The sequence below is a fragment of the Endozoicomonas sp. NE40 genome (assembly GCF_040549045.1).
GTDB classification, from domain to species: domain Bacteria; phylum Pseudomonadota; class Gammaproteobacteria; order Pseudomonadales; family Endozoicomonadaceae; genus Endozoicomonas_A; species Endozoicomonas_A lisbonensis.
On the sequence record NZ_JBEWTB010000002.1, the window covers coordinates 3641201 to 3654747 of the forward strand.

Annotated in this window: 10 protein-coding genes and 1 riboswitch; of the genes, 5 read left to right on the forward strand and 5 right to left on the reverse strand. The window is 48.9% G+C overall.

Going from position 1 to position 13547, the window contains the following annotated elements; translation table 11 throughout:
• Nucleotides 1-78: 78 nt before the first annotated feature.
• Nucleotides 79-3012 carry a hypothetical protein gene (locus V5J35_RS17280; RefSeq protein ID WP_354008342.1) on the reverse strand — a complete coding sequence of 978 codons (2934 nt, stop codon included), beginning with the start codon at nt 3010-3012 and terminating at the stop codon, nt 79-81.
• 124 nt (nt 3013-3136) lie between these two features.
• Between V5J35_RS17280 and rlmF the strand changes: the two genes are divergently transcribed.
• Nucleotides 3137-4093 (forward strand): 23S rRNA (adenine(1618)-N(6))-methyltransferase RlmF, encoded by a 957-nt coding sequence (rlmF, locus tag V5J35_RS17285; protein ID WP_354008343.1) that lies wholly within the window; start codon nt 3137-3139, stop codon nt 4091-4093.
• Nucleotides 4094-4142: 49 nt separating this feature from the next.
• Nucleotides 4143-4712: an RING finger domain-containing protein gene (locus V5J35_RS17290; protein WP_354008344.1), complete on the forward strand. Its 570-nt coding sequence runs from the start codon at nt 4143-4145 to the stop codon at nt 4710-4712.
• Between the two features lie 29 nt (nt 4713-4741).
• Here V5J35_RS17290 and V5J35_RS17295 read toward each other — a convergent pair whose 3' ends face one another.
• Both V5J35_RS17295 and V5J35_RS17300 read right to left on the reverse strand, forming a co-directional pair.
• Nucleotides 4742-5929, reverse strand: coding sequence for an iron-containing alcohol dehydrogenase (locus tag V5J35_RS17295; protein WP_354008345.1), 1188 nt, complete (start codon nt 5927-5929; stop codon nt 4742-4744).
• Nucleotides 5926-6456: an SCP2 sterol-binding domain-containing protein gene (locus tag V5J35_RS17300; RefSeq protein WP_354008346.1), complete on the reverse strand. Its 531-nt coding sequence runs from the start codon at nt 6454-6456 to the stop codon at nt 5926-5928. Before V5J35_RS17300 ends, V5J35_RS17295 begins: the two co-directional genes overlap by 4 nt.
• Before the next feature lie 105 nt (nt 6457-6561).
• Nucleotides 6562-6669: riboswitch (TPP riboswitch) on the forward strand.
• 146 nt (nt 6670-6815) lie between these two features.
• Here V5J35_RS17300 and V5J35_RS17305 point away from each other — a divergent pair.
• Nucleotides 6816-7811 carry an ABC transporter substrate-binding protein gene (locus V5J35_RS17305; RefSeq protein ID WP_354008347.1) on the forward strand — a complete coding sequence of 332 codons (996 nt, stop codon included), beginning with the start codon at nt 6816-6818 and terminating at the stop codon, nt 7809-7811.
• A 44-nt stretch (nt 7812-7855) separates the two neighbouring features.
• On the opposite strand, the gene V5J35_RS17310 is transcribed toward V5J35_RS17305, so the two are convergent.
• Together V5J35_RS17310 and V5J35_RS17315 are read right to left on the reverse strand one after the other, a co-directional pair.
• The gene (locus tag V5J35_RS17310; RefSeq protein WP_354008348.1) at nt 7856-8476 is read right to left on the reverse strand and encodes a DNA-3-methyladenine glycosylase I; all 621 of its coding nucleotides are present in this window, start codon (nt 8474-8476) and stop codon (nt 7856-7858) included.
• Between the two features lie 21 nt (nt 8477-8497).
• Nucleotides 8498-9385, reverse strand: coding sequence for a LysR family transcriptional regulator (locus tag V5J35_RS17315; protein ID WP_354008349.1), 888 nt, complete (start codon nt 9383-9385; stop codon nt 8498-8500).
• An 88-nt stretch (nt 9386-9473) separates the two neighbouring features.
• Here V5J35_RS17315 and V5J35_RS17320 point away from each other — a divergent pair, with 88 nt between their 5' ends.
• Nucleotides 9474-9704, forward strand: coding sequence for a DUF2798 domain-containing protein (locus V5J35_RS17320; RefSeq protein WP_354008350.1), 231 nt, complete (start codon nt 9474-9476; stop codon nt 9702-9704).
• A 148-nt stretch (nt 9705-9852) separates the two neighbouring features.
• Entirely contained in the window at nt 9853-13539 is a 3687-nt protein-coding gene (locus V5J35_RS17325; protein ID WP_354008351.1) for a tetratricopeptide repeat protein, read from the forward strand.
• Nucleotides 13540-13547 lie beyond the last annotated feature (8 nt).

The window sequence follows — 13547 nt, forward strand, 5'->3', positions numbered from 1 at the left end:
GTTTATGCCCTTGGGTAACACCCAACATGGTGAATAGCATTGAGCTCCCATGTTGGGAGTCGCTACACTCGTCCCAACCTACAAGATATTTGCGTAGCGCTTCAGACTGCCTGCCAGCTCCTGCTGATCACGCCTTTGTGTTTGTTGAATGCCCGATGTTTTTAACCAGTGATCAATCATTGCAGCATTGAGTCTGGCACTCTTCGGACAGTGTTCACAAACAGAGACCAGCGCTCTTGCCTGTTCAAAGTTTTTTACACGTTTTCGTGCAAACAGTTTGTAGAGCAGTCTTGGCCTGAGCGTACTATCCATTTTATCCAGCAGATGCGTTAACTCTTCAGGTACTTTTTTAATATCGGCTGTTTTTTGCTGATCAGCTGACGTTAATTCTTTTTCTGCCGTTGCCTGCAGCTGGTGTATAGGGTTCAGAACGGATGCTGCCTGCTCAGGTGTTATCTGTTTCTTAAATACCATGGGCAGTAAATTGTTGGAGACCTGACTGATGTCGACAGGTATTTCTCTACGGGGGCGTTCCTCCAACCCCTTGGTTAAGGATTTCAGATTGGTCAGATACTGCTGTAATTTGTCTGACTTTTTTCGCTGTCTGGCAGGCTGCGTCTGTAACTGATCTTTCACTGCATCTAAAGCACCGTTGATTTGATTGACGTCCGCTTTGATCTGTTCTCTGACCTGAACAAGAAAATCAATGGCTTCCTTGTTTTCCTGAGCCAGCTGGCCCGCCTTGTGATACAGGTTGAAATCATCCAGAAAACCAGTTTTATAGTCATTGAGAAGCTCAGGTGGCAGGGGTAAAACCTCCCAGCCTCTGGTTAACTGATCAAAATGAACCCTGTCGTTAGTGAGCGATTTTCTGAATGCTTCCGCAATGGTTTTCTGTGGGTCAGTGGTGCTGTTCAAAAATGCCCTGAAGTCTTTGCCATTCAGGGTTTCTGGTGTGAGTGTTATCTCAACTTTGCAGGATACTGCATCTTTTTTGCCCTCAACCGGGGTTAAAGTCACTTTAGCAATACCCTGTAATACCAGGTTTAAGTCCGTTTCCAGATCTTTTGTTTTTTGCTTACCCGAAGCGAATATCTTTTTTAATTCTGTTGTTAACGATGTGGTCAAAGCGTCTGTTAATTCTTCAAAACGCGTGGCAGAAGTCTCTTTGGCATGCTTCTTTATGTCCTCTGGATATTTGCTCATTAGATACTTCAGGGCTTCACTGCCTTTCTTAATGTCTTCTTTAATGCCTTCCTCTAAATCCATCTCTGCGCTCAGAGCCCGTTGTATATTTTTGTACTGGGGCCTGTCCCAGTGATTCAGTGATTGCGAAAGAGCGTATATTTCTTCGAACGATTTTGCTTCGTTCAGTACCCTGGACAAAAAGTCAGGGGATGAGAAGTTCTCAGAGGCAGCTTCCCTAATTGCTGAAGACAGTTTTGAGATATTTTGCTCTTTGCGCCCTTCAAGGACGTCTGCCATGGAAGAAAACATCTTCAGGGAGGCTTCACTTGAGACCAGCTCCGGTTCTCTGACTAAAAATGCACGACAGACAGGGTTCAGCAGGTGAAGGAAATCGGGTGCTGATTTGGGGCTTGTGGTCAGAACGGGCAGAACATGCTCTGGCAGGTTTTGCTCCAGCTTCTCCAGAGAAACCAGATTCTGGTCAGCCTCTTCTACGGCATGCATCCATTTAGTAGTAAACTCCGGTTCTTCAATGGTCTTAACACGGGCAGACAGTGACGCCAGCTGTTTCTGGGCGTCTTCGCACAGTTCTGGTGCCTGTTGTTCCTGAAGCCGGCTCTTTTCTATTGTCAGTTTCAGCAAAGGTGCCAGACGGCTATGATATTGCAGGTTTTCCGCCAGAAAATGATGGAGTTGTTGCTGAGCCTGCTGACGCTCCTTCGGGTTGCGAGCGTTGTTAATGGCGGAAACTTTGGCTTTCAGTGTTGGGTTCCTGATCCGGGAGGTAATCCAGGCATCAAACTCTCCATTTTTCACACTTTCAACTCTTACGAGCATTTCCCGGCATCGCTCAAGCAGCTGAGTGGCCATTGACTGGTTTGAGGGGATGTCTTTTTTGTCGATTGCCTTATGAGCCAGAGACTGCAATGTATCAAACGCATTATTGAAAACGCTCTGATAGGTTGCCAGTATCTCGGCATCCTCATCGGAAGCCTGAGCTTCCTGTATCCATTGGGGCAGGACCGTCAGCAGTCTGCCAAGCTCTTCAACCGAGTTGTTCAGCGTTGCTTTAAACGCCCCGGCTTTTGACTGTTTTACGTTCTGTATCAGAGTTGCCAGCAGTTGTTCAGGGTTTTCCGGAGGAGGATCATTGGGCGGTGGAGCTGTGTCCGTTGGAGCCAGGTCCGGTAGTATGGGTGTTGTTGATTCAGCTGGCTTAGTCTGTTCCGGTGAAACCGGGGCTGTTGATTTGTTTAACTGCGCTTTGGTTTCTGAGATGACCCCTGTTGCCTTTGACATCAGGGTTCTGAGCTGCTCCATGCTGGCTTGCTGTTTGTTTTTCCAGAACTGTCTTTGAATCGACGTCTCTAATTCGTTCAGTTCGTCCAGTATGGGGGATAGCTCATTATTGCGTACCATGACTTCGTCAGCGTTTTGCTTCTCAATACGGCCTTCGACAACCAGATGTGCCACCCACTGCCTGTAGTGATTGAACAAGGTACTAAGGTTGTTTTTGATGGTGGCGACGGCTTGCTTTAACCGGGAACGCGATATGTCTGGTTTCGACTTGTCGGACAGGTCTGCCACGGTGTCAAGATACCGGTTTTCTATTTCCAGAACCTTTATGTCCCAGTCATCCAGAGTGCGGTTTGCTGTCTGGTCTGCCTCCGGAGACATGTATTGCGGATTGTCATTGTGGGGGTGAACAGAACGACTTTCGCCCGATGCCTGAAATACGCCCTCTGCGGTGGTTTTTGATTCTTTGTCATCTTTTATCGAAGGCTTGGGATTGGAAGAAGACCTTCCAGCAGGAGATATCGACATAGTGACGTTTCCAGAGGGTTGTTTCTGTTGTTCTTATGATTGTCGGCAGACCACTGTAATTTCGGATATTCTCAGGTTTATTTCATGTAAACTTCAGCCAGTTTCATTTTGATTGGCCATTAATATGTCCGGTAAGCGCCCAGTCGCTCAGCTTCACCCCCGCAATATTCATCAGGGCCGCTATAACATTGACGATCTATGCTCCATACGCCCGGAGCTTAAAGCCTTTGTTAAAGCGAATCCCCGTGGGGATAAAACCATTGATTTCTCTGATTCACAGGCTGTGGTCTGCCTGAATCAGGCATTATTGAAACGGCATTACCAGATTCAGCACTGGTCGATTCCATCGGATTACCTCTGTCCTCCCATTCCCGGCCGGGCTGACTATGTCCATTATGCAGCCGATCTTCTGGGGTCGGTGAATCTGGGCAGAGCCCCGGTGAAGGTTCTGGATATTGGCACCGGCGCTAACCTGATTTACCCCATCATTGGCAGTCAGGTCTATGGCTGGCACTTTGTTGCCAGTGATATTGATCCGGTGTCGGTTGAATCGGCACAGAATATTGTTAACAGCAATAGCAACCTGACAGACAAGGTGGACGTTGTCCGGCAAAACAACAGCCAGCATTTTTTTAAAAACATCATTGAGAAAACGGACCGGTTTGCCCTGACCCTGTGCAACCCGCCTTTCCATGCTTCTAAAAGAGATGCGGAAACAGGCACAGTGCGTAAATGGAAAAACCTGAAGAAGTCAGCGGCTAAGCGCGGCAGTCAGATGCACGGCGCCAGTAAAAAACAGCTTAACTTTGGTGGACAGAGTAACGAGCTATGGTGTGACGGGGGGGAGATTCGTTTTCTGAAGGATATGGTGAAAGAGAGTGCTGAATTTGCCCGGCAGGTATTCTGGTTTACCAGCCTGGTGTCTAAAAAAGACAACATTGCCCCTTTACGTAAAGTGCTGACAGAGGTGGGTGCAAAACAGGTGAAAGTCAGGGCGATGAGCCAGGGACAAAAGGTCAGCCATATGCTGGCATGGAGTTTTATGACGGTTGAGGAACACCGTCATCCTGAATCACTTTAATGTCGTCTGTAACAGCATTCAGGTCAAAGGCTGTGTAAAGGAGCTGTTTATGCCCTACTGCGAGCTTTGTGATCTGGGCTTTCTGGGAGAGCCCGGAATGTTTCTATACGAAAAACACATTAAGTCCCATTTATCACGCCGCCTTGTAGAAATCTCGTCTTTCCAAAACGGCGACAGTACTCTTAACGTTCAGAGACTGGGGTGGTTTTGTAAAATATGTGGGTTTAAGTTCCACCAAAGTGATGAGCTACGTGAGCACATTGATGATGCTCACGAAGGGTTTCTGGATTATTCGTCAGCACTGCCGGTCAGGGAGGGGGATGTATTCACCAAAGCCCGGGAGGATATTGCTTTCAATAAGCTGCTTATCTTCAGCTTTGCAAGTGCTTCAGAGTCTGATGCTACCGTAGAAAACCTTAGAGAGCATACCTGGCACAAAAACCGGCTTGCTGCGGAAAATATGGCAACAAACCAATGCCCAATTTGTTTTATGCCTCTGCAATTTCAGGCTTCCAGATCCATATCCTGCCGCCACGAATTCCATGAAAGCTGTATTGTTACCCATGTTAGTTTCAACGGTAGATTCTGCCCACTTTGCCGGGAGTTGTTTTACTGGTGATGAAACACAGGCGTGTATGTCCACAACGTTCAAGCGCCCCAGGCTCGTCTTAATACACCAAGAATATCTTCATAATCCGCTTCCTTCGGATTAAAAATAATCGACCCGTCATCAATTGCCACAGAAGCAATCTCTTCGAGTTGACCTTCTGCCACCTTTCCGGTTTCTTTCAACGTCCTTGGCAGCTTATGGTTTTTGTATAAGGTATCCCGCAGAGTGCAGATATGTTCAATGGTTCGTTGCGCCCGTTGCTCTTTCGGAGTCGAGGTATAGACATCATCACCGGCTAACGGCAACAGCAGCTCCCCCAGCTTGTCACCATTTACTTCCCGGTTGTATTCCAGCACATAGGGTAAAAACAGGTTCATGCAGAGTCCGTGGGGAAGGTGGCATATACTGCCCAACGCATGACCAAGGGAATGCACCATACCGACCATGGCGTTGGAAAAGGCGATGCCTGCCATGGTTGAACCTTCCGCCAGCGCCAGTCTGCTGCTGGCATCTGATGGGTTGTTCAGAGCAGTAAACAGATGATTGGAAATTTTTTTGATGGCTGCAAACGCGTAGGCGTCACTGACCGGGTTGGAAGCGAGGCAGGTATACGACTCAATCGCATGGGTCATGGCGTCCATTGCGGTCATGGCGGTGATGTGGGCAGGCAATGTCTGTGTCATTCTTGGATCGAGAACAGCAGCATTGGGGAGCAGAAAGCCTGAAGCGTAGCTTCGCTTTATACCATGGTCGTCGCTGATTACGGCGACCAGTGTCGCTTCTGAGCCTGTACCTGAAGTGGTTGGGATCACAAAAAAAGGCTTCAGTGGACGTTTAAGTGCATGTGCGCCTGCATACCGGCTGAGATCGTCACCACCTTCAGAGACCAGAATGTTAACGGCTTTTGAGGTGTCGATCACCGAGCCGCCCCCGATGGCAATAATAGAGTCACAGCCTTTTTCCCGGTAAATAGCTGCCGCCTGTCGAACACAGTGTTCACTGCTATCCTGTGGCACGTCGTCAAAAATGGTTGAGACAGTGACACTGGACTCTGCAAAAGCATTCTGCACATGATCAATAAGTCCTGCCCCCAGCACCCCCTTGTCGGTTATAACCATGGGGTTTGACAGGTTAAGAAGGGACATTTCAAAGGGGATATGCTCTAACGCCTTATGACCTGCAATGATTTTTACCGGGGAAAAAAATTCATAATAAGAATGGTTCATACTGATCGTCCCAGAATAATGGTTGTGGTGGTCCGGGCGTATATTTGCGCTGCTTTTGTGATTTTCTCTTTTATGCCCAGCTCAGGCGGGTATCTTTTGACGGCTTTTCTGGCAATGAATTCTGGCAGTATTAATGCCTCAAGCCGGTTCAGAATACGTACAAACTTTGTCGCGTAATTAAGATCGCCCTCTGCCACCATCCGGTCACGGGCAAAAGCGAGCGCGGTTCCTTCCTGAAAGCTGAACACCAGAAAGGCGTGGCTTGTATGCTTGAACCGGATAACGAGATCAGCCTTTCTGCTCTGATTCCTGACCAGTTCAAACAGGCCGGTGTCGGTAACTTTCAGTTTAAAGTTTGCGCCCTGTGGACTGGTAATCATTTCAATGTGGTAATTGGCGGGAATCTTTTTTATCTCTTCCCGGGCTACCTTGTCTATTCTGCTTAGTGCTGATAAGGCATTGCCGACAATGATCGTCATTATTTTCACGTAAACAGCCTGCAGGCTGGCTGGGCGATAAGTCTTCATTATTTTTCTTTATTTTGTCGAAGTCTGGAAAATATAACGGCTATCAACATTACCCACAACGGCAAACCCGGGCTTTTCACCGTTCTATCTCAACTATACTGTCTTTCCAGTGGCGCAGGGTGCCTGTTTGATGTGTAAGTTATCAGGCTGAGATCATACCTGTTGAACCTGATCCGGTTAGTACCGGCGTAGGGATTGTCGTGATATTCCCAGTTTGTCTGTTCAGCGTCTTCCAGCGATTCCAGAACATTGCTTCTGGCTCAGACCTTGCGCAGGAAGGCGGTACAACAGGAAGACGGTGTTCTTTCAGGCTGAATGCGTTGCTGTTCCTTTATGTTTAAGTGTTTATGGGTTAACGCATGTCAGACATAGTTATTTCAAAGGTTGTTTCAAAGACCGACACATCCAGGCTCTCCCTGCTGCTGAACTGGTACGCCAATCCCTATCACACGCCTGTTTTTATGGCGCACTACCTGGGGTTTTACGAAGAAGAAGGACTTTCACCTGCCATCATGGAGACGACAGATCCTTCTGATGTAACGGATTTAATTGGCCAGAACAAGGTGGATATTGCCCTCAAGGCGATGATCCATACTTATGCTGCCAGGGCTAAAGGGTACAAAGTGGTTTCAACCGGCACACTGTTTCATGAACCACCAACGGGCATTATCTTTTTGAAATCCAGTGGCATCAGTGGCTTTGAGGATATCCGGGGAAAAAGGATTGGTTATATTGGCCGCTTTGGGAAAATTATCATTGATGACCTTGCCCGGCGAGCAGGCATAGAGCCGGGTGCCTATGAAACCGTTCGGGTCGGCATGAATATGACCGATGCTATTCTTCAGAACCAGGTGGATGCTGGTATGGGAATAGGCTGTTTCCAACAGGTAGAACTGGAACAGGCCAGTGGACAGGAAACCGGAATACTTCGGGTGGACGAACTGGCTGGTCTGGGCTGCTGCTGTTTCTGCAGCATTCTGTTTCTGGTGAATGAAGAATACCTTGAGCATCATCAGGACGAGGTACGCCGCTTTATGAAGGCAACCCAGCGCGGTGTTCAATGGACCCTTGAAAACCCGGAAAAAGCCTGGGACCTGCTGTGTCAGCACATTCCCCGCCTGAGAACCGATACGTTCCGGAAAATATACATCAGCTGTCTTCCTTATTTTTCAAGGGATCTGGTCAATGTTGACCGAGACTGGAATAAGGTCGGGCTTTATGCTCAGGAGCTGGGCATTACCGATGAGTCTATGGAAGCTGCCTGCTGTTACAGTAATGAGTATCTGCCGGAACGGCCTTATGCCGCTTTTCAGCCTGTGGATGGCAGTTATATTTCTGAATCAAGGGCCTCTTGATACCTTCTGTCCCTTACTTTCTACTCCTTAACAGTGGAAGCCTGTTAGCAGGCTTCCGGACTCACTCTCTCTACCCCGATTTTGTAGGAAGTACACGACGTAATATGATCGTTCACCATGCCCATCGCTTGCATATAGGCATAACAAATCGTACTGCCGACGTATTTGAAGCCCCGCTTTTTCAGGTCTTTGCTCATGGCATCTGACTCAGGGGTTGTTACGGGGACTTCGTCCATGGTTTGCCAGTGATTAATGATGGGATGGTGGTTAACGAACTGCCAGATATAGGCGTCGAAACTGCCGAATTCTTGCTGCACTTTGATGAAGGCTCTGGCATTGGTGATAGCACTGTTTATTTTTAAGCGATTGCGGATAATGCCTTTGTCGTTTAAAAGTCGTTCTACGTCGGCTTCGTCAAACCGGGCGACTTTCTGCACATCGAAACCGGCCAGCGCGTTTCGGTAACCTTCGCGTCGCTTGAGAATGGCTAACCAGTTCAGCCCTGCCTGAGCGCCTTCAAGAATAAGAAATTCAAACAGGGTCTGGTCATCGTGGCAGGGGACACCCCACTCTTCATCATGATAACGAATATAAAGCTCATCGTTTGTACACCAGTGACATCGCTTCTTACTGGTGGTCTCCTGGCGGGTGGATTGTTGTGTCATCGTGTAGTCCTTTTGGAAACGTTATGCCCCGATGGAGCTGGCAGCCTGTAAAATTTCGTTCACAAACATCGTCAGTAATTTTGGCTGGTACTTTCTGTCCCGATAGACAATATAAGCCTGACGAACCTGTCGGTTGTACTCGGGAAGCAGCCTGACCAGGTCTGGATAGTCGTTTGTCAGAACCGTTGGCAGAAAAGCGATGCCCAACCCCTTTTCGACCAGCTCGATGATGACACGAATGTCGTAAACCACCAGGCGAGGAGTTATGTGAAACTTTTCAGCGATGTTATCGCCTTTGAATAAAGTCACATCGTATTTGTGATCGACATTCAGCCACTGATGCTGGTACAGCTCCCGGATAGTTTCCGGGCTTCCATGCTGCTCCAGATACTGCTTACTGGCATAGATACCGTGATAGGAGTTGAACAGTGGCCTTGCCACCATGTCCTGCATATTGGACACATCAAAGGTCAGCACCAGGTCCCGGTTAGTTTCCGGTTTAGCCTGCTCGTGACAGAGGGTTAAGTCGAAATGGACGCCCGGGTAGCCTTGCAGAAAGCGTTCAATCACGTCACTAACAAACTCTTTGTAGAAGTTGTGGGGCATTGAGATATTCAGTTTACCGGCCACTTCGGTTTGCTGGCTGACCAGCTGTGAAAAGGAGAGCTCTATCTGTTCCATTCCACTCATTAAGGAACGATACGCCTTGGCACCCGCTTCTGTTGCAACCAGCTCCCGCCCCTGTTTTTGCAACAGGCGTACACTGAGGCGAGCCTCTAAAGCCGATAAACGCCGGGACATGGTCGAAACCGGTAGCTGAAGCTTTACGGCGGCTTTTTGCAATGACCCTTCTTCGATTACAGTGCAGAGAAGATAAAGGTCATCAATGTTTCCAAATATGGAATCCAAGATCCTGTTTTCCGCTGTTTTTTGTAATTTAAGAAGATTTTATACTCTGTGAAACAATATTCAAGACGGGTCTGCAGGAGGTATTGTCATGACCAGAAAAGAATTTTTTATTAATTGCTTTTTGTCATCTGTTTTTATGACGCTGTTTATGTCCGGCGTTATTTCCGGAACAAAAGTGGGTTATGGCGCGGCATTTCTTTATACGTGGAGAGATGCGTTCCTGCTGGCCTGGCCTCTGGCACTTATATTCAACCTGACCGTCCTGCCACAGGTGAAAGGTTTATCCAGCTGGCTGGCGAATATTGGCCGTACAAAATGAGACTCTGCCTGAATACTCACTCTCCTTCCCGCTAAATACATAACTTTGAGTCGTCAATGCTTGCTGAATATTGCCGATAGCACACAGGAAAAACCGGGCAGACCGGACGGCTGAATAAGCAAAAAACAGTGAGCGGGATACTCTGGCAATGTTTAATGGCATAGGACCTCAGTCAACAGGCAGAAGTACTTCAACGGAAACCTCCGATCCAGTTGACCAGGGCGCTTCAGAAAAAGGAAGAACGTCGGACTTCAGGGATGTCAGTGTTGTCCCTTCGGCAGCGCTTTCGCACAATCGAGCCAGCCATTCTCAAAATCCGGCACGCCAGCTTAAGCGCCGAAGGATAAGGCCGGTTCATGTGAAAGGTGACTCAATAGGTTCCGGTTCGATATTGTGGCAGCCTACTTCCCGCCAGACACCACACCCCTCGACCCAGCCTCTGTCTAAAGCGCAATGTGCTGGTCTGCCCAAACGCAAGTTTATTGACCGGTTTATGGCGTTTGCCGTCTGCATAGTTCTGGATATGAGTTCGGTAAGGCAGAAGTTTGTGTCATACACTTCGGCAACCGTTTATCTCATAAAAGGTCAGTTACAAAAACTGCAACAACTGCTTAAACTGGGCGACTCTCTGAGTGACGATGAGCGTGCAGAATCCAGAAAACTGGTCAAAAATCTGCGCAGGAACGTTAAACAAGCTAAACAGGAAAAACTGGATGAGGCCCATAATTACATCCAGTTGGTTAAGGCGCTCAAGAAAATCAACCGTGGAGAAATCAGCAGTCACAAGGTTCATTTAGCCGGTATTGAGCTGGCGGGTGGCAAAGCGAACCTTGAAGATATCGATATGACCGTAACAGGCGTTGATCTGGTCAGCAGTACAAGTGGTGCGCTGGTTCCAAGGCTAAAGGCGGACGTGAAGGCCACGCTGGTTGTCCCTGTTCCCGGAAAACCCTCGGTTCGGGTCAGTGTCGACATTGAGGGTACTGAGCTGACCCTGGAAGGGCGGGTAATGCCTTTTGTTAATTCCTATATTCAGGGCAATACGATCAAGAACCTGTTTAAAAATATCCGTCATTTGCGGAAGAACAAGGAAGAGAAGTTTCAGCTAAGCCACCTGGGGCTATCAGCAGCGAAGGTATCGGCAAGGCTGGAGGATATTGATCCGGGAGCCATCAGCCGCATTGCTGCACGATCGGTTTATGGTAAGCGACGCCTGATCGAAAGGATGATGACCGACCTGAAAATGCCAGTCGATTTTCAGGTTGATGAACTGGAGCTGTTTGATCATGACCAGAAGCAGCCCATGTTAAAGGTTGAAGATCTCTCCGGACAGATGAAATGCCAGCGGGCTCATGAAGTAAAGGATGGGGGAAAGGAAACCAGAGGTTTCAGCCTGCAGACCGGCAACGTTTACTGTGATACTGAACAGGCTTCTGATCTTGCCAGCCGCACCCTGCAGAAAATGATACAGGTTCCGATGACGGTAATGCCCGGGGACACGCCGGTCACTTCAACCGTTTCCGGTGTTTTGAGTAAGCATTCAGAACGTTTCAGGGGAAACATCGCTCGTGCTGAAATAAATTTTGATATGGATTGTATTCATGAAAAGCACGCTTGCAAGGCTTTGGGGCAGGAGCGGCTGGATATCTGGGCGGATCAGCTGGAAGCATTTAATGAAGGCGCAACACATCTGGATCTTGGTGCCGGAGAAGTGCATGTAAATATTGAGAGAAAGGGAAGCGAGCGTTCGGTCACAACCAGGGTTAACGACTTTATGGTGGATGTCGATTTGCGTGAGGAATTACCGGACAAAGAGCTGAAACTGGACCTTCACGGTCGTGTACAGGGGCTTGATGCAGAACTCTCAGTCATCCAAAAAGACGGTGAAACCCACTACCACGGTGAACTGGAGCAGGTTGATATAAAGACAACACCGGAAACCATGACAATCACTAAAGGTCCGTTGGAAGTCTCTCTGCCTGGCAATGGCAGTTTGTCGTTTGATTCCGTTGCCGTGGACAGTCAGGCTCAGGAGGCGGGTCGTGACAATCATGTCAGAATGGATGGGCTCAAAGGCAAAGGTTCTGGCGATATTCGGGTAAAAAGTCCGGGCAATGAGTGGCGTGTGCCAGTGCAGGGTTCAGGCAGTGTTGAAGCGCTGGATCTGGCTGCGCAGCAGAATGCAGGCGGTGCTCAGGATGTACCTGAAACTCTGGCTTATGCTCAGTTGCAGACACTCAAATTAGATGATCTTGGAATAGCGGGTGCTCGACTGGGTGAGGTAGCGGTTGACCTGGATGAACAGGGCAGTGGAATGATTCGGTTAAACCGGGTTGAGCTGGATGGCAGTGAGTTGTTGAAAAATATTGAACTATTGCCAGAGGCGTACCGGCAATGGATTACCCCGGCACTGGTTGAAGGGCGAATTTTCCGTTGTGATATCTCCCTCAAGGTCCAGAATGGTGAAATTATCAGCGATCAGTCGCAGGTGTCCGGGCTGGATATCCAGCATACTCAGGAAGCCGGAAAAACCATGATGGGGCAGGCAGCAGGCTATCTGCTGGGGATGTTACAGGGGCTGGTTAATCGCCTGGATGTATCGGCTATCAATGTTCATGAAGGGCGACTGTGGCTGGAACTGAACGTAAAAGGCTGGCATTTGCCGGTACCGCTTTTCAAGGTTGGCTCAGAGCATATTAATGAAAAAGGCGGGGTGTCGGTCGCCGGACTGTTGCACGAAAACACCGGTGTGCAACTGATGGGGATGCGCAACAGTTACCGGGAGTTGCTGCATAGCGTCAATAGTAGTGTCAATAATAGGGCTAACACCGGGAGAAAAGGCAGCCTGCGAGTACTGGAGGAAACCTGCAGGATGGCCCCGAAGCAGGAGACCGTCAGCATTCTTCAGCGGGTTGATATTAACAGTATTCTGGAACAGGCCAGAACCGGGAAACCGGAGGCTGTGGCCGACCTGCCGGTGCTTTACCGTTTGTTTCTGCAGTATCCGGAAACGGTTAACCGAGCCTTACAGGTCAGGGAATTTATCCAGTCGCCAGCAGAAAGCCTGGATATGTTCAGGGCTGAACCTTATGCCCGACAGGTTGACCCCGTCCTTTTATTTCAGAGCCTGCAACGCGAAGGCGAACCGGAAAAGGCCCTGACAGTGATGGAACAGGCTCTTGAGCAGGCACCCTATAACCCCAGACTGAACTATTTTGCCGCCCGTCTCCTGACCGGCATACCTTTAGATAAGTTGCCATTAGATAGCTCTCCATCGGAAAAGCAGCTTCATGTGCAGCAGGCCAGGGTTGCCAGCCTGTTAGCCAGGGCGTCCAGAGGTGGATACTCCAGAGCCAGTGAGTGGCTGAATGAGAAAGCTCAGGCCAATGATCCTTATGCCATCCTGGCACAGAGTGGTGATACCCTGACCCGGACAACAGACATCAATGAATTCTATACAGCGGTGGCAAAACTGGAGCGTCTTGCAGTTAATACGCAAAGTGATATCAGGGATTATGCAGGGCAGATACTGGTGAACAGGGCGCGGAATGCAGACTGTATGTTCCTGCACCCGGACCCGAACCCGAAGCGGGTCAGTGAGCTGGATAAGCAGCAACAGCTTATCACGGAAGGCAGGGAAGGCGAACTGAGCGGAGATGATGCCTATCGCTGGGCTTTACGTTTCCTCTATGGTGTGGAAGGAGTGGGTGTAAACCCGGAATTGGCCTCGCATTTTCTGGATCTCAGTCAGCAAAGCGGCGTAGAGTCGGCATCTGTTCATCAGCAGGTGTGCCACAGGGTACATCACTCTAGTCAGGCAGCCGCTGCTGCCTGATGGCTTTC